The following is a 23,599-nucleotide window of genomic DNA, read 5'->3' on the forward strand; positions in this document are numbered from 1 at the left end:
CGGTTGCGGGACAGCGCCTGGGCCGCCGGCCGGAGGACCGGCCCGGGGGACGATCCGGACTACGGAGTGATCCGCAGCGCGTCGATCATCCCCACCTGGGTGCTCCTGTTGATGACCTTGAACGTGTGCGTGCCCGAGGAGAGTCCGGACTTCTGCCAGACCACCTGTTGGACCTGCCGTGCTCCGGACACGTTCAGATTCACCGTGGCCTGGAGGACGTTGTCCAGATAGACGTCCACCGTCCCCATGTCCCCGTTGCGTTCGGACAGGTACTGGATGCCGGTCCCGGTGAAGGTGTACTGCGCGACGGCGCCCACCGTGTTGCTGTGGTGGGTGTCGTCGTTGTAGTCGCCGTACCCCCGCGGGCTGGTGAGGTGCCAGTTGCTGTCGTAGGTCAGCGCGGTGTTGTTGACCATGGGGTTCGACGTGCCGGAGATGCCCAGGGTGGAGGCCGTGCCGCTCAGCGCCTTGGAGCCCTGGTTGGCCGTGCCGGTGAGCCGCGTGGTGGTGTAGTTGGACAGCGGCTTGGCGGTGCGCTCGACGACGTAGACCGTGTTGGCCGCCGTCGCGAACGTGATCTCGGCGCTGGTGCCGGTGGTGATGATCGCGTTGTCGGAGACCCGGCGGACCCGGACCTGCTGGGTGCCCCAGGGGTTCACGACGCGGGCGCTGTTGCCGAACTGGCTCTTGATACCGACGTACTTGACCTCGCCGCCCTCACGCTCCGAGCTGACCGTGAAGCCGCCCTTCGCCTGGAGGCTGAACTTGCCGACGAACGTCGAGTCCGTGGGCACGGCGGGGAAGACCCGGATCTTGTCGTTGTACGACTGGAGCAGCGACTCGTTCATCGCGGTCAGGTGCACCCCGAGGTACTCGAACACACCGTTGGTGTTGGTCGTCATGCCGTTCGGGTAGTTCTGGTACTGCCGCAGCATGGTCTTCATGCCCTGGTAGGTCTGGTCCCCCAGGCCCAGCCGGGCCGCCTGCACGGCGTCGGGCGCCCAGACGTTCCCGTACGGGAAGGGCCGCGCGTTCCAGGTGTTGATCGCCTTCTGCTGGTCCGGGTAGCCGATGCCCGTGAGGTCGTACGGCCAGATCAGCTCGGAGGCGACGTTCTCGTTGTTGCGGGTCTGGGCGATCGGCGGGGTGTGCGGCAGGTAGGTGTTGGTGTCCGCCGGGTACGGGATCAGGTTGTCGAGGATCGACTGCCACTGCGGGCGCAGGGAGGCGTCGAGGCCCAGCTGCGATCCCGCCTGGATGGCGAGCGGGAAGAGCATGCGGACGGCCGCGAGGTCGGTGATGGCGTTGGGCACGTTCCAGTACGTTTCGTGCGAGTTGGAGGTCGCGACGTAGTACTGGCCGGTGCTCGCGTTGCGGGAGAGCTTCGCCTGGTAGAACTTGACGACCTCGCGCATGAACGGATACGCCGTGTTCCGCAGGTAGTTGGCGTCGTTCGTGTACTTGTACTGGAGGAACATGTTGTACGCGGCCTCGGCGCCGGTCGACCAGATGTTCTTCGTGTAGTCGCTGTTGACCGTGCCGCGCGCGTTGCCGTCCCAGCCCATCGTCTCCGGCACCCAGATGCCGTCCACGCCGTATCTGGTCTGGGTCGCCGACTTCAGCGCGTTGAAGTTGTCGCTGTACAACCGGTTGAACCCGTTGAGCAGATCACTGTGGTTGGACGCCAGGAACGAGTTGTAGACGTCGCGTTGGTTCCAGTACCAGTACGCGTTGCTCCACTTCGTCGCGTCCCCGGTGGCCCGGAAGACCCCGTTGATGAAGTGGAAGGGCTTGGTGCCGTACCCGCCCGCCGCGATCATGTACGTGCTCAGGTAGTAGATGTTCTCCATGTAGTCCGCGTCCTTGGACCCGTTGGAGTACTGGACGAACGACTTCTGCCAGAACGCGTGCCACCAGTTGCGGTAGTTGGTGTACGTGGTGTTGTATCCCGTGCCCTTGACCGCGTTCAGCGCGTTCTTGGCCTGGGTGACCGAGTTGTGCGACGGCGCGTTGAGCCGGCTGCTGGCGGTGAACCAGATGGTGTAGCTGGTCGACGGGGTGATGGTGAGCCGCACCTTGCGGCCGTCCACGACCTGCGCGGTGTACGGCGCGCCCTCGACGGTCGCCGCCAGGGTGTAGCCGAAGTTCTGCGGGTCGGCCTGGCCCCGGCTCAGCCCGGCGCCGGTGGAGTCCGCGTAGGTCGACACCGTCTTCCAGGTGTCGAGGTTGGGCACGTCGCCGCTGTTGCCCAGCTGGGAGACGTCCCAGAGGCTCAGGTCGAGGGAGATGTTGGAGATCCCGCCGCGGGTGTCCTCCACGTGGACGCCCATGACCTCGGAGTTCGGCGACCCCATCACGGTGACGGTGCGGTTGTTGTCGTACTTGGTGGTGAGCGTCCCGTCGTACAGCGAGAGGCGCTGCTGGTACGTGGAGTAGCCCGAGTCCATCGCGGGGGTGGTCCGCAGGTTGAGCAGGCCGGCGCCGAACGCGGTCTGCTGCGAGGTGTCGACCCCGGAGACCTGCATGGTCAGGCCGTTCTCCTGCCAGGCCATCGCACCGGTCTTGCCGTTGCCGACCGTCAGGCCCTGCACGGGGCTGGTGTTGGGCCGGTTGTAGACGATGTCGTGTTTGGAGAGATAGCTCGCGTAGTCCACGTCCAGGGCACCGGTCGAGGAGTTGAACGCGGCGTCGGTGGTCGACGCGGAGGCCGACGCACCGGCGAGACCGCCGAACAGACAGGCGAGGGCAAGGAGGAAGACGGGTAGTCGGGTGGCTCTCATGGTGTGTCACTCCCACGGGCGGCGAGGGGGAGGTGCGGGGGAACGTGCGGAATGCGGCGGGTGGTGGCGGAACCGGGCGGGGATCGGGGAACAGCGCGAAGCAGCGACGTGACATGCGCGCAACACGCAGTGAACATCGGAGGTTTCCGGCCGTCAAGCAGTTGCGCAGAAGTATTTCCGGCCTTCTCGCCCTGGCTGGAGTTCCATTGATCGGACCTCCTCCGACGACTCCCCCGCCGACCTCACGCCCTCACCCGGGCCGGATGTTCTCGTACGTGAACTCACGGCCCGGACGTGAACTCCGCCCGCCCGGTGGAAAACCCGTACTCACCATGGACACACAAAGGTCCGGACCTGAAGATGGGGGTCCCCCACCTCAAGGAGTCGTTCACATGGATAGACGACACCTGCTCGCCGGCGGCGCCGCGCTCGCCGCGGCCGCGACCGTCCTGCCCGCCCCCACCGCGGCGGCGGCCCCCGCGCCCGCCGCCCCCTCGCCCCAACTGCCGTCCAGGGCCGCGATCATCGGCGTACTGCTCCGGGTCGCCGACCAGTGGATCGGCGCGCACGGCGACTCCGGTGACAACGGCTGGGCCAACGCCACCTTCTTCAGCGGTCTGCTCGCCGTGCACCGGCTGACCGGTGAGGCCCGCTACCTCACCTACGCGCGGCGCTGGGCGGAGAAACACGCCTACGGACTGAGCGGCGGGGTCACCACCCGCCACGCCGACAACCACAACGCGGGACAGGCCTATCTCGACCTGTACGAGATCGAGCCGTCGGCGCAGAAGCTCACGGCCATCGAGGCGTCCCTGCGCCGCATGGTGTACACCGACCAGCCCGCCAAGAACGACGACTGGTGGTGGGACGACGCCCTGCACATGGCCATGCCGCCCTTCGCCCGCCTGGGCAGGCTGCGCGGCGACACCCAGTACTGGGAGAAGCTGTACAGCCTCTACCACCACACCAAACGCGTCCGGGGAGGCCCGGGTCTGTACGACGCGTCCACCGGCCTCTGGTACCGCGACGACCGGTTCCTCCCCGGCAAGATCGTCTCACCGGGCGGCAAGCCGGTGGTGTGGTCACGCGGGAACGGCTGGGTGGCCGGCGGCCACGTCAAGACGCTCAAGGCCCTGCCGTCCTCCGAACGCCACGTCGCCGAATACCGCACCGCCCTCGCGCAGTTGGTGACGGCGGTGGCCGCGGTGCAGCGCGCGGACGGCTTCTGGAACGTCAACCTCGCCGACCCCGCCCACCTGCCGGGACCCGAGACCAGCGGCACGTCCTTCTTCGTGTACGGCACCGCGTACGCCGTCGCCACCGGGCTGGTCGCCCGCGCGTCCTACCTGCCGGTCGCCGCGCGCGCCTGGAACGGGATGGTCGCCACCGCCGTGCACCCGGACGGTTTCCTCGGCTACGTGCAGAAGGTCGGCGACCGGCCGGAGTCGAGCCAGCCGGTGACGTACGGGAGCACCGCCGACTTCGGGGTGGGCGCGTTCCTGCTCGCCGGGTCGGAGCTGGCGGGGCTCGCCACCTGACGGACGGGCGTGCCCCGGCGGTCGCGCGGGCCCCTGCCGTACCCGCGCGACCGCAGTAGCGTGGAGGGCATGACGTTCTACGAGGAGGCGCGCGACGCGTTCCGGCGGGGTGACACCGCCGTCGTGGAGCGGCTGAGCCGGCGCGAACTGGACCGGGCGCGCGGGGCGGGCGACCCCGCGGCCGAGGTGGACGCGCTCTGCATGCTCGCCCGCGTCCAGGTGCGCGGCGGCGATCTCGCCGAGGCCGGGCGGTGGGCCGCGCAGGCCCGCGAGGTGGCGGACGGAAGCGGCGAGAAGCGGCTCGGATCGGGCCCCGCGCACCTCCTCGCCGGTGTGGCCACGATGTCCGGCGACCTCGAATCGGCCCGGGTCCTGATCGGGGAGAGCGTCACCCTCCACGAGGAGATCGGCGACCTCCGGATGGTCGCCGTCGAACACCACAACCTGGGCTACGTGGAGCTGCGCCTGGGCCACCAGGACCGGGCCAGGGACCTGTTCGCCGAGGTGCGGGCGCAGGCGCTGGCGGCCGACTGGCCCGACATGCTGCCGTACGTGACGGCCGACGCGGCCGTCATCGCCGACGCGGACGGGGACCACGCCCGGTCGGCCCGGCTGCTGGGCGCCGCGGTGGGCGCGTACCGGGCGGCCGGGCAGATCCCGGACCCGGACGACGCCGTCGAGCAGGACGCGCTGCGGGAGCGGTTGATCGCCGCGCTCGGCGCGGACGCGTTCGGCGTCGAGTACACGGCGGGCGCGGCGCAGGACGCCCGCCGGGCGCTGGCGCTGCTGGCCTTCTGAGAGATCCCCGGGGTCCCCGGGACCGTACGGCCGGGCCTTGACGGGAACGATCATCGTGCGTTCTCCTCGGGAAGAAGCCGGACCGCGCCCGTTCCGGACACCCGTTGTGGAAGGAACGACATGCCGGCTCCGTTCTTCTCGGCCCTGGACCGCCTCGAATGCTCCAGGACCGGCGCGGTGAGCGACCCCGACGTGGTCCAGGGGACGTCCGCGGCGGGCGCCCCGCTCCTGGCGCGCTACGACCTGGAGCGGGTACGGGCCACCGTGACCCGCGAGGAGATCGCGGGCCGTGCCCCCGATCTCTGGCGCTACCACGAGCTGCTGCCCGTCCGCGACGCGCGCCACGTGGTCTCCCTCGGCGAGGGCATGACCCCGATGCTCGATCTGCCGCGCTACGGCGCGAGCGTGGGCGTGCCCGGGCTGCGCATGAAGGACGAGGGGCTCGTCCCGACCGGGAGCTTCAAGGCGCGCGGCGCGGCCGTCGGTGTCTCCCGCGCGGCCGAGCTGGGCGTGACCGGGATCGCGATGCCGACGAACGGGAACGCGGGCGCGGCGTGGTCCGTCTACGCCGCCCGCGCCGGGATGCGCAGCCTGATCGCGATGCCGGTCGACGCCCCGGAGATCACCCGTACCGAATGCGTGGTGTCCGGCGCGGAGCTGTACCTGGTGGACGGCCTGATCGGGGACGCGGGCAAGCTGGTGGCCGCGGCGGTCGCCGAGCGCGAGGGCTACCAGGAGGTCTCCACGCTCAAGGAGCCGTACCGCCTCGAAGGCAAGAAGACCATGGGGTACGAGATCGCCGAGCAGCTGGGCTGGCGGGCGCCGGACGTGATCCTGTACCCGACCGGCGGCGGGGTCGGCATCATCGGCATCCACAAGGCCCTGCTGGAGATGCGGGAGCTGGGCTGGCTGACCGGGGACCTGCCGCGCCTGGTCGCGGTGCAGGCGACGGGGTGCGCGCCGATCGTGGACGCGTTCGCGCGCGGTGACCGCGAGAGTGTCGCCGCCGTGGACGCCCGTACGGTCGCCTTCGGCATCACCGTGCCCAAGGCGCTGGGTGACTTCCTGGTCCTGGACGCCGTACGGGAGACGGAGGGCACCGCGATCGCGGTGACCGACGAGGAACTGCTGGCCGCGCAGGCGGCGGTGGCCCGCGCGGAGGGCGCCTTCGTCTGCCCCGAGGGCGCCGCGTGCTTCGCCGCCGTGGAGCGGCTGCGCGCCTCCGGGTGGCTGAACGGGGGCGAGAACGTGGTCGTGCTGAACACGGGCAGCGGGCTCAAGTACCCGGAGACCGTCCCGGTGGACGTGCCGACGCTGCCGGTGCACGGGCGGATCCCGGCGCGCAGGGCGTGAGGCGCCGCGCGCGCGGGCGCGTCAGGGGGTGAGCGTACGGATCGGCGCCCCCGCCCGGTAGGCGGCGATGTCCTCCACCGCGCCGCCGTAGAAGACGCGGTACGTCTCCTCGGTGACGTACCCGAGGTGCGGGGTCAGTACGGTCCGCGGCGCGGTACGGAGCGGGTCGTCGGCCGGCAGGGGCTCCACGTCGTAGACGTCGAGGCCGGCCCCGGCGATCCGGCCCTCGTGCAGGGCCTCGACGAGGGCGGCCGTGTCGACGAGCGGGCCGCGTGAGGTGTTGACGAGGTAGGCGCCGGGCTTCATGAGCGCCAGCTCGCGGCGGCCGACGAGGCCGGTGCTGCGCGCGCTGAGCTTGTAGTGCAGGGTCACCACGTCGGCCGTCGAGAACAGCGTGTCCTTGCCGACCGGTTCGGCGCCGCACGCGCGGGCGTGCGCGGGGTCGAGGTGAGTGCTCCAGGCGGTCACCCGCATGCCGAAGGCGTTGCCGACGGCGGCGACCCGCGCACCCAGCCGTCCGAGGCCGACCACGCCGAGGGTACGTCCGTGCAGGTCGCCGCCGAGGGTGTGCTGCCACTCCCCCCGGCGCATCCCGGCGGACTCCTCGGGGAGGTGCCGCATCAGGGAGAGGATGAGGCCCCAGGTCAGCTCGGGGGTGGCGTACGGCTTGCTCTCCGTGCCGCAGACGGTGACGCCGTGGCGGTGCGCGGCCGCGACATCGATGGCCGCGTTGGCGGCGCCGGTGGTGACGAGCAGCCTCAGGTCGGGCAGGCGGGCGAAGCGCTCTTCCGTGAACGGGGTGCGTTCGCGCATCGCGACGACGACGTCGTGGCCGCGCAGGGCCTCGACGAGTGCGTCGGTGTCGGCGAGGTGTTCGTGCAGGAAGGTGACCTCGGCGTCGAGGCTCCGCCAGTCACCGAAGCGGTGAGCGGCGTTCTGGTAGTCGTCCAACACGGCGACGCGCACGGTCGTTCCTCCCTGCCTGGCTGCTGACGCCCGAAGCCTACGTGGGCGGTTCCGGCGCGGCCCGCGCCGGTCATGACGCCGCGCCCGGGGAGTCCTGCCGGTCCCCCGGGCGCGGTACTGGTCGGTCCGCCGTGTCCGCCGCCTACGTGAGCAGGTAGGCCTTCACGACGGTCACGTCGTACGTGTAGCCCTTCGTGTCCGTGAGCCTCGCCCTGAAGGAGACCGAGGTGGCCTTCTTCGGGTGGCTGAGCGTCAGGCTCTTCTTCCCGCCCTTGCCGGTGGTGACGGGAGCCTTCGCCCACTTCGTACCGCCGTCGTACGAGACCTGTACGGACAGGGACTTGAAGCCCCTGCCCGCCGCCGGGCCGTCGATCGCCAGCGGGACCGTGAACTTCTTGCCCGCGGCCGCGGTGCTGGCCAGGTCGAGCTTCGGGAGGAAGCGGACCGTGGACAGCGGGAGGTCCGCGCCCTCGGCGGACGGCCGCTCGGAGACGAACGACCAGGAGGCGACGAGGCGGGTGGTGACGCCCGCCAGCGCGGTGGAGCGGGTCGCGTCGGTGCTGACGACGTAACGCGCCGCCGCGGCCGGCAGGTTCGCGACGATCTGACAGAGATCCTCGCGCTTGTCGAGGATCTTCCTGCCGTCGGCAGTGATCACCGTGCGCTGCTTGGTGACCGCCGACCGGCCCCAGTGCCCGGCCCCGTCGGTGAACTCGTCCACGCAGACGATCATGGAGTCGTCCTGCCGCTCACCGCTGTACGGGCCCACCCGCGGGCTGAACACCCCCACGTTGAAGGTCTTCGTGTACGTCTTGCCCGCCCGGTAGTTCTTCGCGTCGTCGGAGCCGAGGCGGACGCCGTCCTCCTCCCCGCTCTGCTGCTGGCCCACGCCGAAGTCCCACGTGAAGCCCTTGGGGGCCGTGATGTAGGTCTTCGCCGTGGTGGGCAGGGCGAACAACCCGGTCCCGGCGCCTATGCCGAGGCCGTTCGCGCTCCAGGACGAGCTGACGTAGCCCGTGCGCTTCTTGGCGGAGGCGCCGATCCTGAGGTTCACCAGGGCGAGTTCACCGGTCGTCGCCCTGCGGCTGAACCCGGTGTAGACCGAACCGGCGCGGTTGTAGAGCAGGTGGTAGTTCGTGCTGCCCTGCTGCCAGAGCGAGCCCAGCTGCGCGGTGAACCGCTCGGCGGGGAGCGCCGCGCCGATCTGAGCCGTGGAGACGCCCTGGAAGCTGTTCAGGAACCAGGTGGAGCCGAACATGTGGTCCGCGTCCGCCATCATCAGGTAGTTCGTGTAGGCGGAGAGCTCCTTCGCCCTGCCCGGCGGTGTGATGCTCACCGGCTTCGCCCTGCGGGCGTCGAAGGTGAGCGTGGCGTTCTTCGTGACGTCGTACTGCGGCCGCACGAGCAGCGCGAGGGACGGAGCCCCGTCGGTCTTCGGGCCGTCCACCGCCACGTCGAAGAGATACGTGCCCTTGGGGACCCTGACCTTCACGGTCCCGTCGCCGTCCTCGTCGTACGGGGACTCCCATACGCCGTTCGTGTGCCCGACGACCTCCGCCGCGGCGGCCGTGGGCCTGCCCTTGGCGTCGAGGAACTTGAGCGTGAGGTCGTACGACTCCTCCTCGCGGAGGACGCCGAAGGACGTGAGCACACGCTGTCCGCCCTCGGTGGCCGTCGCGACGACGGAGCCGGAGTAGGCGCCGTCCGGTCCCGCGATCCGGGTGTCCGAGGTGAGGACGGCGTCCGCGGTGCCGCCCGCCGGCACGGTCAGCCGGGCGGTGTCCAGGCCGAAGGCGCCGGCCGGGGCCGCCCTGCCGTCGGGACCCGTGGCGGCCACGGCGAGGTCGAGGGTGACCGGCGTGTCGCCGCTGTTCCGGTACGTGACCGTCCGCGAGCCGGGCGTGTCGTCGGCGTGCGGCCACTGCGCCACCCCGAAGCTCACGGAGGTCTGGTCGCTCACGACCGACTGCGTGACCGCCCGGGCCACGTCCACCCGGCCGGTGCCCTGCTGGTACGCGGAGAGCCCGGCGCCGGGCGCGGTGGAGGCGGTGAGCGCCTGCTTGATCCGCGCGCCGGTCCAGTCCGGGTGCTCCTGGGCCAGGATCGCGGCGGCTCCCGCCACGTGCGGGGTCGCCATGGACGTACCGGACAGGGCCACGTATCCGTCGGCCGCCGGGTCGCCGATCTGGCCCTGGGCCGCCTTGGCCGCGACGATGTCCACGCCGGGCGCGGTGAGGTCGGGCTTCAGCGTCCCGTCGGCCGCCGGTCCGGTGCTGGAGAACGCGGCGAGCCTGTCGGCGTGGTCGACGGCGCCGACGGTGAGGGCCGAGGCGGCGCTGCCGGGGGAACCGACGGTGCGCGCGCCGGGTCCTTCGTTGCCCGCCGCGACGACGAAGAGGATGCCCCGGTCGGCGGAGAGCCTGTCCACCGCCGCCTCGATCGGGTCCACCTCCGGGGAGTCGTACCCGCCGAGGCTGAGGTTGGCCACCTTCGCGCCCTGGTCGGCGGCCCACTGCATACCGGCGACGATCCCGGACTCGTCACCCGAGCCGGAGTCGTCCAGGACCTTGCCGTCGAGGATCTTCGCGCCGGGCGCGACCCCCTTGTACGTGCCGCCGGACTTGGCCCCGGAGCCCGCCGCGATGGACGCGACGTGGGTGCCGTGGCCGACGTGGTCGACGGTGTTGCCCGCCCCGGAGAAGTCCTTCTGCGCGATCTCGGTGCCCTGGAGATCGGGGTGCGTCTCGTCGACGCCGGTGTCCAGTACGGCGATCTTCACGCCCTTGCCGTCGTACCCGGCCCGCCAGGCGGCCGGCGCGCCGATCCGCGCGACGCTCCGGTCCAGGCTCGCCTCGCGCTTGCCGTCGAGCCAGACGCGCCCGATGCCCGCCCCGGCGACGCGCGCCGAACTCCCCCGCGTGTCGGGGGCGGTGAGCGCCTGCCACACCTCCGGAGAGGCCGCCTTCGGCACGGTCACCGCCTCCGCGGAGAGCACCGGCAGGCTGCGGCGGACCGACACGTCGGCCGCCGCGAAGGCGGACTTCGCCCGTGCCTTCTGCCGGGTGTACGACACGATGAGCGGCAGCGTCGTACGGTGCGCGTCGTCGTACCCGTCCGCGAGCAGTCCGGTGATGTCGAAGAGCCGGCGGTCCAGCTTCCCCTGGGACACCAGTCGCGCCGCGTCGGCCGGCAGGACGTACGTCCTGCCCTCGAAGCGGCGTACCGCCATGGCGATGTGGTCGCGGCCCTCGGCCGGCCGCACCCGGCTGACCCGGCCCCCGGCGTCCGCGTGGACCCGGTCGCCGGTGACCAGGGTGATGACGGAGGAGCCACCGCCGGTCCGCGGGGCCTCCCCCGCCGGAGTGGCGCCGGTGGGCGGTGCGGCGGCGGTCACGCCCGTCGTGAGGCCCGCCGTGAGCAGGGCGGCGACCATGGCCGCTCCCGCTCTCGTTCTCCTGCTTCTGAGCAAGTCTCCCCCAACGCTGAAGTGATTTCGGACCACAACTGCCCTTTTTCGAGCTTCAGTTGAGGTCCACACGATCAATTGAGAGCGCGTTTGAACAGAAGAGGCGAATTCCGTACGACGGGTTCCGCCGGGTCGGCATTCCCCGGACATGCGTCAGGAACGCGCCAGAACACGTCCGAGAATCGCACCACAACTTGATGTGGACATGGCATACTTGCCGCCGACGCCGGCCCCGTCACTCGCAAGAGATCCGCTTCATCACGTTCCGACACCTCCGAACGAGAGAGATGCGCGCATGCGTCACAGACGAGAGCGACTCCGCTGGGTGACCGGGCTCCTGTCGGTACTCGCCCTGCTGGGCCCGGCGGTGACCACGTCACCGGCCGTGGCGGCCGACACCCAAAAATCCACGCGCGTAGCGCGGGGCCCGGTCTCCTGGTCCGCCGACCTGTCGCGGGTCGACGCCGACGACGTCAACGTCCGCTTCGTACAAGGCGCGTTGGGCCTGCGCCGTACGGACACCGCCGCGACCGCCACCACGGCGGGCGAGCGGGGGTACGGCGCGCAGGTCCTCGCGCCCAGGACGCTCGACCGTCCCGTCAACCGGGTCAGGGCCGAGCTGTCCGCCCGTACCCCCTCCGGCGCGCGGGTCACCGTCGAGGTCCGGGGGCGGTCCGCCGACGGGGCCTGGACGGAGTGGCGCGAGGCGGCGGGCACCACCGCGGTGGCCCTGCCCCGTACGGTCGCCACCGTCCAGGCCCGCCTCACCCTGTGGGACGGGGACGGGCGGGCCCGGGTCGACGGACTGCGGCTGACCGCCGACCGCGGCCCCGAGCCGCGGGCCGCCGGGGCGGCCGCCGCCGTCAGCGCCCGGGTCTTCGCGACCCGCGAGGGGCTCGTCGGCCGGACGACGGCCAACGGCCATGTCATCCAGCCGAGCGACCACTTCGTCGCCCTGCCGTCCCGGCGCGGCCTGTCGCCGAACGGCAGCGGCCAGTACTCCGTACGGGTCTGTGGCCCCGCGCGCTGCGAGACGGCGCCGGTCTGGGACGTCGGCCCGTGGAACACCCGGGACGACTACTGGAACCCGTCGTCGGTCCGGGAGACCTTCAAGGACCTGCCGCAGAGCAGGCCGGAGGCGCAGGCGGCGTACGAGAGCGGATACAACGGCGGCCGCGACGGTTCGGGCCGGCTGGTGGCGAACCCGGCGGGCATCGATCTCGCGGACGGCACCTTCGCCAACATCGGCCTGGCGGACAACGGCTGGGTGACCGTCACCTACCTCTGGACCGGCGGCTCGGCGGGCACGTCCTTCCCCACCTGGGGCACGGATGTACGGGTCCGGGCGCAGCCCACCACCCAGTCCCGCGAGGTGTCACGGCTGCCGGGGCCGACCCGGGTCACCGTCTCGTGCCAGGTGCACGGCGAGCGGATCACGGTGGAGGGCATCACCAACGACGGCTGGGCCTACCTGCCGGACCACGGCGGCTATGTCTCGAACATCTTCATCGACGTGCCCGAGGCGTGGCTGCCCGGAGTCCCGACGTGCTGACCGTCCCCGCGGCCCGGCTCCCCGGCGTTCCCTTCCGCTGACGGCCCTCACACCACCTGGCCCACCCCCACCCACCGCCCCGGCCGCCTCGGCGCGCCGGGGCGGCCGGGGTCTCCGGCGGGCGCAGGGACGCCCGGAGGAGTGCGGAGGCGCCGGTGGCCGCGACGGGCCTTGTGGTCACGGTGTCTCCCGGTCGGGGGTGTCGGTGAGGGGCGGGTTGCGCGGGTACGGGGCGACCGTGTCCGCGAGCACCGGGACCGCGGTCGTGACGACGTGGCGCGGGGTGAAGCGCACCCGCCGTCCCGTACCGCCGTCGTCGCCGGGGACCCCCGGCGCGGTCCAGTCGACGGCCGCGGTGCCGGACAGGTGGAGGGTCGTGCCGGTGGTGAAGTCCAGGAAGAGAAGGGCGGCGGTGCTGTCGGCCGCCAGGTTGCCCAGGCTGTTGAACATGTTGTTGCCCGGATAGTCGGGCCACCACAGGCCGTCGCCGTCGGCCCGTACGAAGCCGGGGGTGCCGCCCCGGTGGGAGGCGTCGGCGCCCCGCGTCGGGTGGGCCGTGCCCAGGAAGAAGGTGTCGGCCGCCCGGACCAGCCGTACGCCCTCGGCGTCCAGCGAGTCGCCCGACCGCACCTCGGGGACAGCGGTGCCCGCGCGGCCCGGCGGGCGGTGGAGGTGGCGGCGCTGGATGTACTGGGGGCAGTTGCCGTACGCCTGGTCCACCGCGACCGTGAGGCCGGACGGGCCGGCCCCGGCCAGGGAGCCGTTGATCCGGAGCCGGCGGCGGGTGGCGAAGTCGATCGCGATCATGCCGACCTGCTGGTCCTCGGCCAGGTCCGCGAGCGGGTCGCCGGGCGCGGGCAGGGCGTGGACCTCCAGGGACCGGTCCCGCGCGACGAGGAAGCCGGGGGTACCGGGCAGGGGCGAGGTCCAGAGGCGACCGTCGCGGTCGCGGGCGGTGAGGACGGCCAGGTCGCGGTCGCGCAGGAAGGTCGCCGCGCCGCCGCTCAGGTCGGGCGGGGCCAGCATGCCCGCGAGACGGGCGGCCGGGCCGCCGACCCCGGCGCGCCGCTGTACGGCCAGCTCACCCTCGTGGAAACCGGTCGGACCGCCCATTCCCGCCACCCCTAACGCTTGAGATGCACCCTTACCATTAGGTGCGCGTCAAGAGAACCACGGTCGGCCGGGCACGTCAAATGGATGAGGCGATCGACAACCATTAGGTCCCTGGTTAGGGTGAGGACATGCAGAGCACGGATCCACCGGCCGCGGCCCCGCCGGGCGCCCCGCCGCCGCCTCTCGGGGAGCCCCTCCCGGTCGAGCTGATGAACACCGTCTGGGCGGACCGGGAGGGGGTGTACGACGCGCTGGTGGACGCGGGCGACCTGGCGAGGTGGCTGCGCGCCGTGGAGGGGTACTTCTCGCCGCCCCTGGAGCTGGACGGGCCGCGAACGGGGGCGGGGGCCGTGTCCGGCCCGGACGGGCCGCCCGTGGAGTGGTTCCGCGAGCTGCGCGACGCGCTGCGGCGGCTGGCCGCCGTGGCGACGGAGGACACCCGGCCGGCCGCCGTCTCCCCGGTCGCGTCCCTGGCCGCGGCCGTCGCCGCCGTGAACCGCGCCTGCGCCCACGCGCCCGGCTGGTCGTACCTGTCCTGGAACGAGGGCGAGCCGCCGGCGCGCGCCGACGGCTCGTCGTACGGCCCGGAGGCCCGGGCCCTGTCACGGATCGCGGAGGAGTCCGTACTGCTGTTCACCGGACCCGGCGCGGCGGAGCTGCGCGCCTGCCACGCCCCGGGCTGTGTGCGGTACTTCGTCCGGGCGCATCCGCGCCGGGAGTGGTGCTCGGCGGGCTGCGGCAACCGCGCCCGCGTGGCGCGCCACTACCGGCGCCACCATCCGGGCGGGGTGTCCTGACCGGCCGGCCAGGACACCCCGCCCCGCCCGGTCGGTCAGGCCGGGCCCGCCGAGGTGCGCCGGGCGCACTCCGCGACCATCTCGCGCAGGCTGCCGCTCTGCTCGAACAGTTCCCGCTGGACGCGGGCGCCGTTGCCGGTCTTGAACAGCTGGGCCACTTCCTCCTGCGCGGCGATCAGGTCGCCGCTGTCGTCCAGCGCCTCATGGACGTGGGCGAGCAGCGCCGCCACGACGGCCTCCGCGCGCTCCGGCTTCATGGTCTCCGGGTTGATCAGCTCGTCGTCGAGCCCGGACCGGCCGGCCCGCCACGACGCCAGCCTGAGCAGCCCGACCCCCGGGTCGACCACGGGCTTGCCCGCCCGCCAGTCGCGGGCCGCCGTCTCCACCAACGCCCGGACCAGCGTGGCGATCAGCACCGTGGTGGAGGCGTCCAGGCAGACGTCCGCCACCCGGATCTCCACCGTCGGCCAGGCCGCCGAGAGCCGGGCGTCGAAGTAGATCATCCCGGTGTCGCGCAGGGCACCGGTGCCGACCATGGCGTCGACCAGGGCGTGGTAGCGCTCGGCGGAGCCGAACACCTCCACGGGCCCCGCCGACGGCCAGCGGCCCCAGACCCGGCTGCGGTAACTGCTGTACCGGGTGTCGTTGCTCTGCCAGAAGGGGGAGTTCGCGCTCATCGCGAGCAGGACCGACAGCCACGGCCGGATCCGGTCGAGCACCGCCACACCCTCGTCGTCCGACTCCACCGCCACATGGACGTGGCAGCCGCAGGTGATCTGCTCCTGCGCGGTCAGCCCGAACTGTTCCTTGAGCCAGTCGAACCGCTCGCCCGGGTTGATGGACGGCCCCACGACCAGCGGCGAGGTCGCCAGCGCGGCCACCGCGGCTCCCGCGTTCGCCGCGTGATCGGCCGCCTCGGCCCGCCACCGCAGGATCTCCCGCGACAGTTCCCCCATGTCCGTCTGCGGGTGCGTCGCGAACTCCAGCTGGGAACCGTGCAGTTCCAGTTCGAACACGTCCGCGTCACTGCTGCCCCGGGAGGCAAAGGCCAGGACCGCCGCGGACAGCGCCCGGGGCTCGCCCGTCGAGGCGTCCACGAGCAACAGTTCTTCCTCCACACCGACACTGCGCACAACGACCGCCTTTCTTGAATACGGCACGTTCGCGCCGGGTGCTGCGTCTGCCCCCGTTCCGCGTCACCGAACGTGGCGAGGGCGGAGGAGTGTGCCGTACCCCCGCCGGTATCGTGCGCGGACCGGCGGGTCACCCGTCGTTATTCACGGTAACCCGGGATGATGAACCGATCGTCTGATCGCAGGGACCGATGTGGAGGAGTGGGCACATGGCACACGAACGAGCGGGACAGCCGGCGCGCCCGGAGGATCTCACCGATGTCGCCCGCCTGGTGACCGCGTACTACGCCCTCCATCCCGACCTGGACGAACCGGGTCAGCGGGTGGCGTTCGGCACCTCGGGACACCGCGGGTCGTCGCTCGACACCGCGTTCAACGAGGACCACATCGCCGCGACCAGCCAGGCGATCTGTGAGTACCGCGCCGACCAGGGCACCGACGGGCCCCTCTTCCTCGGCATCGACACCCACGCGCTCTCCGAGCCCGCCCGGGTGACCGCCGTCGAGGTGTTCGCCGCCAACGGCGTGACCCTGCTCCTCGACACGGCCGACGGCTACACCCCCACCCCGGCGGTGTCGCACGCCATCGTCACGTACAACCGCGGCCGCGCCTCCCACCTCGCAGACGGTGTGGTCGTCACCCCGTCGCACAATCCGCCCCGGGACGGCGGGTTCAAGTACAACCCGCCCAGCGGCGGTCCCGCCGGGTCGGACGCGACCGGCTGGATCCAGGACCGCGCCAACGCGATCATCGCGGCCGGCCTGAAGGACGTACGGCGCCTGCCGTACACCCGCGCGCTCGCCGCGGAGACGACGGACCGCTACGACTTCCTCGGCGGTTACGTGGCCGACCTGCCCGCCGTACTGGACCTGGACGCGGTCCGCGCGGCGGGGGTACGGATCGGCGCCGACCCGCTCGGCGGCGCGTCGGTCGGCTACTGGGGCCGGATCGCGGAACAGCACCGGATCGACCTGACCGTGATCAATCCCCTGGCCGACCCCACCTGGCGGTTCATGACGCTGGACTGGGACGGCAGGATCCGGATGGACTGCTCGTCGCCGTACGCGATGGCCTCGCTCATCGAGGGGCGCGACCGGTTCGCGATCACCACCGGCAACGACGCCGACGCCGACCGGCACGGCATCGTCACCCCGGACGCCGGGCTGATGAACCCCAACCACTACCTGGCGGCGGCCATCGGCTACCTGTACGCGCACCGCGACCGGTGGCCGGCCGGCGCGGGCATCGGCAAGACCCTGGTGTCCTCCGGGATGATCGACCGGGTCGCCGCCGATCTCGGCCGCCCGCTGGTGGAAGTCCCGGTCGGCTTCAAGTGGTTCGTGGACGGGCTGTCCGACGGATCGATCGGCTTCGGCGGGGAGGAGTCGGCGGGCGCGTCGTTCCTGCGGCGCGACGGTTCGGTGTGGACCACCGACAAGGACGGCATCATCCTCGCGCTGCTCGCCTCCGAGATCCTCGCGGTCACCGGCAAGACCCCCTCCGAGCACTACGGCGCGCTCACGGCCCGCTTCGGCGAGCCCGCCTACGCGCGCATCGACGCCGCCGCCACCCGCGAGGAGAAGGCGATCCTGGGGCGGCTCTCGCCCGACCAGGTCACGGCCGACACCCTCGCGGGGGAGCCGGTCACCGCGGTGCTCACCGAGGCGCCCGGCAACGGCGCCGCCATCGGCGGCATCAAGGTGACCACGGAGAGCGCGTGGTTCGCCGCGCGCCCGTCGGGCACGGAGGACGTCTACAAGATCTACGCGGAGTCCTTCCAGGGCCCCGACCACCTCGCGCGGGTGCAGGAGGAGGCGAAGGCCGTCGTCGCGGCCGCCCTCGCGGGCTGAGACACCGTACGGACAGCGCACGGACAGCGCCGGGCCCGCCCCCGCCCGGGGCGGGCCCGGCGCTGTCCGTCGTGGACCGCCCACGTCCCTCTCCCGGGTGAAAATCACCGCGGGCCGCGAACGGTGGACACCGGGGCAACTCGGCGCCCCCGCAAGGCGAGCGGGACGTACCGGTACGCGATATGCGACGCGCCGGGAATGAGGCGGTGTCACCCGCCCGGTGAATCCGCCGCCATGCTGCTTGCCGAGTCCACCCGCGACCGTCGAGCCGGAGGAGAGCGTCGCAGTGACGACGATGGGTACGGAAGGGTCGGCCGAGGCCGACGAGAGCTACCAGAACGAAATGCCGGTCCTGCGCAAACGGCCCGGTAATATCATCGTGGGCTGGCTCACCACCACCGACCACAAGACGATCGGTTCGTTGTATCTCATCACCTCATTCGCCTTTTTCATCGTCGGCGGGGTGCTGGCGCTCTTCATGCGCGCCGAACTGGCCCGTCCCGGCATCCAGATCGTCTCGCACGAGCAGTTCAACCAGGCGTTCACGCTGCACGGCACGATCATGCTGCTGATGTTCGCGACCCCGCTGTTCGCCGGATTCACCAACTGGATCATGCCGCTCCAGATCGGCGCGCCCGACGTGGCGTTCCCCCGGCTCAACGGACTCGCCTACTGGCTGTACCTCTTCGGTTCGCTCATCGTCGTCAGCGGTCTCCTCACGCCCAACGGCGCCGCCGACTTCGGCTGGTTCGCCTACTCCCCGCTCACCGACATCGTCCGCTCGCCGGGCATCGGCGGCGACCTGTGGGTCATGGGTCTGGCGCTGTCGGGCTTCGGCACGATTCTCGGTTCGGTCAACTTCATCACCACGATCATCTGCATGCGCGCGCCCGGCATGACGATGTTCCGGATGCCGATCTTCACCTGGAACGTGCTGCTCACAGCCCTGTTGGTGCTGTTCGCCTTCCCCGTCCTGGCGGCGGCGCTGCTCGCCCTGGAGGCGGACCGCAAGTTCGGCGCGCACGTCTTCGACCCGGCCAACGGGGGCGCGCTGTTGTGGCAGCACCTCTTCTGGTTCTTCGGTCATCCCGAGGTGTACATCATCGCCCTGCCGTTCTTCGGGATCGTGACCGAGATCCTGCCCGTCTTCAGCCGCAAGCCGGTCTTCGGCTACATCGGGCTGGTGGCGGCGACCATCTCGATCGCGGGCCTCTCGATCACGGTGTGGGCCCACCACATGTTCGTCACGGGCGGGGTGCTGCTGCCGTTCTTCTCGTTCATGACCTTCCTGATCGCCGTACCGACCGGGGTGAAGTTCTTCAACTGGATCGGCACGATCTGGAAGGGCTCGGTGTCGCTGGAGACACCGATGCTCTGGTCGGTCGGATTCCTGGTCACCTTCCTCTTCGGCGGACTGACCGGCATCATCCTCGCCTCGCCGCCGCTGGACTTCCACGTCTCCGACTCGTATTTCGTGGTCGCGCACTTCCATTACGTGGTGTTCGGCACCGTGGTGTTCGCTATGTTCGCCGGATTCCACTTCTGGTGGCCGAAGTTCACCGGGAAGATGCTGGACGAACGGCTCGGCAAGATGACCTTCTGGACGCTGTTCTGCGGTTTCCACGGCACGTTCCTGGTGCAGCACTGGCTGGGCGCGGAAGGCATGCCCCGCCGGTACGCGGACTATCTCGCCGCCGACGGGTTCACCGCGCTCAACATGGTCTCCTCGATCAGCGCGTTCGTCCTCGGCCTGTCGATGCTGCCGTTCTTCTACAACGTCTGGAAGACCACCCGGTACGGCAGGAAGATCGAGGAGGACGACCCGTGGGGCTACGGCCGCTCGCTGGAGTGGGCGACGTCCTGCCCGCCGCCGCGGCACAACTTCCTCACCCTGCCGAAGATCCGCTCCGAGTCCCCCGCCTTCGACCTCCACCATCCGGCCATCCGGGCCCTGGAGGAGGAGAGCAACCGGCCCGTCGACTCCACGACCGTGGCGCCCGGGGACAAGCAGCGGTGAAGCCGGAGGAGGACAGCGTCCGGGGGCTGGTCCAGCTGGAGGGCTACCTCCTGTGGAGCGCCGAGATCGAGGAGATCAACCGGCGGGCGGCCCTGTTCACCGCACAGTTGCCGTGGCTGACCACCGCGCAGCGCGAGGACGTGGAGCGGGTGTACACCGCCGACCGGATCGCGGTGTCCAAGGCGGTGCTCGTACGGATCGCGGAGCGCGCCCACGAGCTGCGCGGCGAGTACACGGAGCGCTACGAACAGCTCAGGACGCGCTGCGTGGCCGCCGCGCTGGTGGCCGCCGGCGCGGCGACGGGCACCTGCGCGGCCGTCACCCTGCTGGTCCGCTGACGCGTCGGCCTCCCGCCCGGCCGAGCAGCTCCAGGTCGGCCGGGCCGAGGACCAGACCGGACGCCGCCATGTTCTGCTCCAGGTGGGCGAGCGAGGCGGTGCCCGGGATCTGGACGATCGAGGGCGACCGCGCGAGGCCCCAGGCGATCGCCACCTGGTGCGCGGTCGCGCCGTGGCGTTCGGCGACCGCGCGCAGGTGGTCGTCGGCGAGGCTGCCGTGGCTGCCGCCGAGGGCGAAGAACGGCATGTAGGCGATGCCGGCCGCCGCGCAGGTGTCGACCAGGGCCGCGTCCTCCTGGTCGAGCACACCGAAGCGGTTCTGCACGGCGGCGACCGGGGCGACGGCCCTGGCCTCGGCGAGCTGCCCGGCGGACACGTTGCTGACCCCGAGGTGGCGGATCAGCCCCTCGTCGCGCAGCGCGGCCAGGACGGCGAATCGGTCGCCGAGCGGCGGGCCGCCCTTCGCGGAGAGCCGCCCCACCCGCAAATAAACCAGATCCAGCACGTCGACGCCGAGTTCCCGCAGGTTGCGCTCCACCTCGGGACGCAGTTGTTCGGCGGTGGCCTCCCCGTACATCTCCCCGGCCGGGTTCCGCAGCGGGCCGATCTTGGTGGCGATCGTCAGACCGGCGGGGTACGGGTGCAGCGCCTCGCGCAGGAGGTCGTTGGCGCGGACGTCGCCGGAGAAGTAGAAGGACGCGGTGTCGATGTGGCGGGCGCCCAGCTCGACGGCGCGGCGCGCGACCGCCAGCGCGGCGTCCCGGTCGTGGGAACCGTTCCGCGCGACCGGCAGCTGCATCGCGCCGAAACCCAGCCGGGGGATCGTGGTGGTACCGCCGAGCGGGAAGTCGGGCCGGGGAGCGGGGGCGGGTGAGGAGGAGGACATGGGGGACGTCATGGGGGAAGCATGCTCACGCGCGTGCCGGACGATCAAGTGCGACGCCCGCGCCGTACCGGGAACCGCCCCGGGACCACACCGGAGCCGCCCCGGAACGTCCCCGGAAAAGCTCCGGAAACACTCGTGGGTTTTCTCCCAACAAGCCGTGCTCAGCGGCCTGTTGCTGTGGCAGACTGCCCGGCGGCGCGTCCGCGAGGCTGGGGGGTGGAGTGTGAGCGAGCCACGGTCGGCACCGACGGTCGGTCAGCTCGTGCTCAGCAGGCGGCTGCGTGTGCTGCGGGAGAAGGCCGGCCTCACCCGTGAGCAGGCCGGTGCGTTGCTCCGGGTCACCGCCGCCACCGTCCGCCGGATGGAGTCGGCCGAGGTCGGGCTCAAGATCCCGTACGTCCAGATGCTGCTGCCCGCGTACGGTGTGCCGGAGCCGGAGATCGCGGTGTTCCTCCAGCTCGCGGACGAGGCGAGCCGGCCGGGCTGGTGGCAGCATTTCCACGACATCCTGCCGGACTGGTTCAGCGGTTACGTCAGCCTGGAGGAAGCCGCCAGGACGATCCGTACGTACGAGCCCCACTTCGTGCCCGGTCTGCTCCAGACCGAGGAGTACGCCCGGGCGATCCTCGCGCCGGACGCGCTGGGGCTGGCGAGCACTCCCGCGCGGATCGAGCGCCAGGTGGCGTTGCGGCTGGAGCGCCAGACGCTGCTCACCCGCGCCGACGCCCCGGTCGTCTGGGCCGTGCTGGACGAGACGGTGCTGCGCCGGCCCGTCGGCTCGCCCGCGCTGATGCGGGCGCAGATCGACCGGCTGCTGGAAGTCTCGGAACTCCCCCACGTGACCCTCCAGATGGCGGAGTTCGCGTCCGGCCACCACCCGGGGACCTACAGCCCCTTCACCCTCTTCCGCTTCGATCTCCCCGAACTGCCGGACATGGTCTACATCGAGCACCTGACGGGGGCGCTGTACCTCGACGGGCAGGCCGAGGTGACGGCGCACATGGAGGCGATGGACCGGATGGTCGCGCACGCGGAATCCGCGCACCGCACCCGGCAACTCATCGCCGGAATACGCGCGGAGCTGTGATCCCGGCCTTTGTGATCCCGGCCTTCCGGCATATCCGCGAAGGGGTGTCTCAGAGCCGGGGCAGTTGGAACTGCCGGTAATACGCGACGGTTTCGAAGCCCATCCGCGAATACAGCCGTTGGCCGTCCGTGCTGGCCTGGAGCGTGCCGATCCGCAGGCCCCTTTCCCGGCCCGCCCGCAGGGCCACGAGGGTCAGGAACGCGCCGATGCCGCGGCCCCGGCAGTCGGGTTCCGTACTCACGACGTACACGCCCGCGACGCCGTGCCGGTCGAAGAGCGCGGAGGTGCCGACGACGCGCCCGTCGAGCCGGGCGGCGAACCGGACCAGGCTGCCCGGTGCGTCGGCCCGGTGGGCCTCGTTGGCCTGGTTGCCGGGGACCTGTTCGGGCGTGAGACCGAAGGACGGGGAGTACGAGGCGACCCACGCGGCCAGCTCCCGCGCGCCGTTGACCTCCTCGACCCGTACGCCGGGCGGGGCGGCCGGCATGTCGAGCCGGTCGATCTCCGCGGCCATCAGCGGCAGCACGCCGACCTGCGCGGCGCCCCGGGCGAGGAGGTGGTCCGCGAGCCCGGCGGAGCTGTCCGCCCCGACCCACCACAGCCACGGGACGGGGTCCAGCTCCGCGTGGGCCCGCGCGATCGCCGCGTCGAGTGCGTCCTCGCCACGGGTGTATCTGAGCACTCCATTGCGTCGCGGCTTCATGAGACGACTGCGGTAGATCATGAATTCGGGGTCGTCGGAACGCTTTTGGTCGCCGTATCCGACGTAGAAGTCCCGCGAATTCGCGAACTGGGGTGCGGAATCGTGGATCGATTCGACAACGCTCATGGGCGGATTGTAACCACGGGATTCCGGTGGGTCCGGCAGGTGTGCGGACGCGTACCGGCGCGGGGCGCGCACGGCTCGTAAACTGGGAAAGGGAAAGCAGGGCGCCGCGTCGCCCGATCTCCGAGAGGGGCCGCCCATGTCCCGCGCGTCCCGCGCCGCCGACGACGTGGTCGCACAGCACCACGCCTCCGGTCATACCTTCCGCGCCGGTGGGATCCGCGGCTTCACACTGGACCGGGGCGAGGGGCCGCCGGTGGTGTGTCTGCACGGCGCGCCCACCAGTTCGTTCCTCTACCGCAAGCTCGTGCCGGAGCTGGCGGCGCGGGGGTTCCGGGCCGTCGCCCCCGACTTTCCCGGCGCCGGTCTGGGGGCCAGGCCGCTCGCGTTCGACTACTCGTGGAGCGGTCTCGCCCGGTGGACCGACCGGGCGATGGACGCGCTCGGGATCGACCGGTGTCATCTGGTCGTGCATGACACCGGCGGGCCGGTCGGCTTCGAATGGGCGATCACCCGGCCCGGGCGTGTCCTGTCCCTGACGGCGCTCGACACCCTGGTCGACGTCGCCGCGTACCGGCCGCCCCCGTCGATGCGGCCCTTCACCGTGCCCGTCGCGGGCGAGGCCTGGCTGCCCGTGCTGCGCCCGCCGGTCTCCCGGCGGTTCTTCCGGCGGGTGGGTCTCGCCGACGGCGCGTCGCTGACCGACGCGGAGGTGGACGCCCACTTGGCGCTGGTCACGCGGCAGGACGCGGGGCGCGCCTTCCTGAGGACCATGCGCGGTTTCGAGCTGACCGACGCCAAGCAGGCCTTCTACTACGAGGGCCTCGCGTCGCGCCCGTACCCCGCCCAGGTGGTCTGGGCCCGCGACGACCCGATCCTGGGTCTGCCCCGGCTGCGGGCGGTACTGGACGCGCTGGGGGTCGGTTCCCCGACGGTCCTCGCGGGTCGCCACTACCTCCAGGAGGAACAGTCCCCGGCCATCGCCGCGACGGTCGCGGAGCTGGCCGGGGCGTGAGCGGGCGGGCGCGGGGGCTCGCCGGGACACCACGCGGCCCTTGCTGTCGGTGGTCGCCGTCTCCACCTGCTCGGTGATCCGCAG

General features: G+C 71.7%; 17 protein-coding genes. 10 read left to right on the forward strand and 7 right to left on the reverse strand.

The features are described 5' to 3' along the window. Positions 1–59: 59 nt before the first annotated feature. On the reverse strand, positions 60–2,780 hold the full coding sequence (locus tag ACIODU_RS18265; RefSeq protein ID WP_401768604.1) for a glycosyl hydrolase family 95 catalytic domain-containing protein: 2,721 nt from the start codon (positions 2,778–2,780) through the stop codon (positions 60–62). Between the two features lie 392 nt (positions 2,781–3,172). Between ACIODU_RS18265 and ACIODU_RS18270 the strand changes: the two genes are divergently transcribed. The 3 genes from ACIODU_RS18270 to ACIODU_RS18280 all read left to right on the forward strand — a co-directional run bounded on the left by ACIODU_RS18270 (position 3,173) and on the right by ACIODU_RS18280 (position 6,469). Next, on the forward strand, positions 3,173–4,318 hold the full coding sequence (locus ACIODU_RS18270; RefSeq protein ID WP_401768606.1) for a glycoside hydrolase family 88 protein: 1,146 nt from the start codon (positions 3,173–3,175) through the stop codon (positions 4,316–4,318). A gap of 69 nt (positions 4,319–4,387) precedes the next feature. Next, positions 4,388–5,116: a hypothetical protein gene (locus ACIODU_RS18275; protein WP_401768608.1), complete on the forward strand. Its 729-nt coding sequence runs from the start codon at positions 4,388–4,390 to the stop codon at positions 5,114–5,116. A 120-nt stretch (positions 5,117–5,236) separates the two neighbouring features. After that, entirely contained in the window at positions 5,237–6,469 is a 1,233-nt protein-coding gene (locus ACIODU_RS18280; protein ID WP_401768610.1) for a threonine synthase, read from the forward strand. A gap of 21 nt (positions 6,470–6,490) precedes the next feature. On the opposite strand, the gene ACIODU_RS18285 is transcribed toward ACIODU_RS18280, so the two are convergent. Beyond that, positions 6,491–7,435 carry a D-2-hydroxyacid dehydrogenase family protein gene (locus ACIODU_RS18285; RefSeq protein WP_401768612.1) on the reverse strand — a complete coding sequence of 315 codons (945 nt, stop codon included), beginning with the start codon at positions 7,433–7,435 and terminating at the stop codon, positions 6,491–6,493. Between the two features lie 142 nt (positions 7,436–7,577). Further along, a complete protein-coding gene (locus ACIODU_RS18290) occupies positions 7,578–10,868 on the reverse strand; it encodes a S8 family peptidase (RefSeq protein WP_401768613.1) in 3,291 nt (1,096 codons plus the stop codon). 328 nt (positions 10,869–11,196) lie between these two features. On the opposite strand from ACIODU_RS18290, the gene ACIODU_RS18295 reads away from it, so the two are divergent. Continuing rightward, on the forward strand, positions 11,197–12,453 hold the full coding sequence (locus ACIODU_RS18295) for a hypothetical protein (RefSeq protein ID WP_401768615.1): 1,257 nt from the start codon (positions 11,197–11,199) through the stop codon (positions 12,451–12,453). A 177-nt stretch (positions 12,454–12,630) separates the two neighbouring features. On the opposite strand, the gene ACIODU_RS18300 is transcribed toward ACIODU_RS18295, so the two are convergent. Then, on the reverse strand, positions 12,631–13,566 hold the full coding sequence (locus tag ACIODU_RS18300; RefSeq protein ID WP_401768618.1) for a pyridoxamine 5'-phosphate oxidase family protein: 936 nt from the start codon (positions 13,564–13,566) through the stop codon (positions 12,631–12,633). 128 nt (positions 13,567–13,694) lie between these two features. Between ACIODU_RS18300 and ACIODU_RS18305 the strand changes: the two genes are divergently transcribed. Then, the gene (locus ACIODU_RS18305) at positions 13,695–14,363 is read left to right on the forward strand and encodes a CGNR zinc finger domain-containing protein (RefSeq protein WP_401768621.1); all 669 of its coding nucleotides are present in this window, start codon (positions 13,695–13,697) and stop codon (positions 14,361–14,363) included. Between the two features lie 35 nt (positions 14,364–14,398). Here the strand turns inward: ACIODU_RS18305 and ACIODU_RS18310 are convergent, their stop codons facing one another. Next, complete coding sequence (locus ACIODU_RS18310) at positions 14,399–15,496, reverse strand: glutamate--cysteine ligase (protein ID WP_401768623.1); 1,098 nt, start codon at positions 15,494–15,496, stop codon at positions 14,399–14,401. A gap of 209 nt (positions 15,497–15,705) precedes the next feature. On the opposite strand from ACIODU_RS18310, the gene pgm reads away from it, so the two are divergent. From pgm to ACIODU_RS18325, 3 genes are all read left to right on the forward strand, one after another. Further along, on the forward strand, positions 15,706–17,346 hold the full coding sequence (gene pgm / locus ACIODU_RS18315; RefSeq protein ID WP_401768624.1) for a phosphoglucomutase (alpha-D-glucose-1,6-bisphosphate-dependent): 1,641 nt from the start codon (positions 15,706–15,708) through the stop codon (positions 17,344–17,346). Positions 17,347–17,641: 295 nt separating this feature from the next. Beyond that, complete coding sequence (gene ctaD / locus ACIODU_RS18320) at positions 17,642–19,363, forward strand: cytochrome c oxidase subunit I (RefSeq protein ID WP_401768742.1); 1,722 nt, start codon at positions 17,642–17,644, stop codon at positions 19,361–19,363. Next, positions 19,360–19,701, forward strand: coding sequence for a hypothetical protein (locus tag ACIODU_RS18325; protein ID WP_356423070.1), 342 nt, complete (start codon positions 19,360–19,362; stop codon positions 19,699–19,701). The genes ctaD and ACIODU_RS18325 overlap by 4 nt, the downstream gene beginning before the upstream one ends. Here the strand turns inward: ACIODU_RS18325 and ACIODU_RS18330 are convergent. After that, entirely contained in the window at positions 19,682–20,599 is a 918-nt protein-coding gene (locus ACIODU_RS18330) for an aldo/keto reductase (protein ID WP_401768626.1), read from the reverse strand. The genes ACIODU_RS18325 and ACIODU_RS18330 overlap by 20 nt on opposite strands. Positions 20,600–20,810: 211 nt before the next feature. Here ACIODU_RS18330 and ACIODU_RS18335 point away from each other — a divergent pair, with 211 nt between their 5' ends. Further along, complete coding sequence (locus tag ACIODU_RS18335) at positions 20,811–21,674, forward strand: helix-turn-helix domain-containing protein (RefSeq protein WP_401768628.1); 864 nt, start codon at positions 20,811–20,813, stop codon at positions 21,672–21,674. 49 nt (positions 21,675–21,723) lie between these two features. Here the strand turns inward: ACIODU_RS18335 and ACIODU_RS18340 are convergent, their stop codons facing one another. Continuing rightward, entirely contained in the window at positions 21,724–22,503 is a 780-nt protein-coding gene (locus ACIODU_RS18340; protein ID WP_401768630.1) for a GNAT family N-acetyltransferase, read from the reverse strand. A 136-nt stretch (positions 22,504–22,639) separates the two neighbouring features. Here ACIODU_RS18340 and ACIODU_RS18345 point away from each other — a divergent pair, with 136 nt between their 5' ends. Continuing rightward, positions 22,640–23,515, forward strand: coding sequence for an alpha/beta fold hydrolase (locus ACIODU_RS18345; protein ID WP_401768633.1), 876 nt, complete (start codon positions 22,640–22,642; stop codon positions 23,513–23,515). The last annotated feature ends 84 nt before the right edge of the window (positions 23,516–23,599 follow it).

It is taken from the genome of Streptomyces sp. NPDC088261 (assembly GCF_044740805.1).
Classification (GTDB): Bacteria; Actinomycetota; Actinomycetes; order Streptomycetales; family Streptomycetaceae; genus Streptomyces.

Excerpts from the sequence above, each read along its gene's own strand:
- ACIODU_RS18265 (WP_401768604.1), bottom strand. The coding sequence starts at position 2,780 with ATGAGAGCCACCCGACTACCCGTCTTCCTCCTTGCCCTCGCCTGTCTG.
- ACIODU_RS18270 (WP_401768606.1), top strand. The coding sequence starts at position 3,173 with ATGGATAGACGACACCTGCTCGCCGGCGGCGCCGCGCTCGCCGCGGCC.
- ACIODU_RS18275 (WP_401768608.1), top strand. The coding sequence starts at position 4,388 with ATGACGTTCTACGAGGAGGCGCGCGACGCGTTCCGGCGGGGTGACACC.
- ACIODU_RS18280 (WP_401768610.1), top strand. The coding sequence starts at position 5,237 with ATGCCGGCTCCGTTCTTCTCGGCCCTGGACCGCCTCGAATGCTCCAGG.
- ACIODU_RS18290 (WP_401768613.1), bottom strand. The coding sequence starts at position 10,868 with ATGGTCGCCGCCCTGCTCACGGCGGGCCTCACGACGGGCGTGACCGCC.
- ACIODU_RS18295 (WP_401768615.1), top strand. The coding sequence starts at position 11,197 with ATGCGTCACAGACGAGAGCGACTCCGCTGGGTGACCGGGCTCCTGTCG.
- ACIODU_RS18300 (WP_401768618.1), bottom strand. The coding sequence starts at position 13,566 with ATGGGCGGTCCGACCGGTTTCCACGAGGGTGAGCTGGCCGTACAGCGG.
- ACIODU_RS18305 (WP_401768621.1), top strand. The coding sequence starts at position 13,695 with ATGCAGAGCACGGATCCACCGGCCGCGGCCCCGCCGGGCGCCCCGCCG.
- pgm (WP_401768624.1), top strand. The coding sequence starts at position 15,706 with ATGGCACACGAACGAGCGGGACAGCCGGCGCGCCCGGAGGATCTCACC.
- ctaD (WP_401768742.1), top strand. The coding sequence starts at position 17,642 with ATGGGTACGGAAGGGTCGGCCGAGGCCGACGAGAGCTACCAGAACGAA.
- ACIODU_RS18330 (WP_401768626.1), bottom strand. The coding sequence starts at position 20,599 with ATGACGTCCCCCATGTCCTCCTCCTCACCCGCCCCCGCTCCCCGGCCC.
- ACIODU_RS18340 (WP_401768630.1), bottom strand. The coding sequence starts at position 22,503 with ATGAGCGTTGTCGAATCGATCCACGATTCCGCACCCCAGTTCGCGAAT.
- ACIODU_RS18345 (WP_401768633.1), top strand. The coding sequence starts at position 22,640 with ATGTCCCGCGCGTCCCGCGCCGCCGACGACGTGGTCGCACAGCACCAC.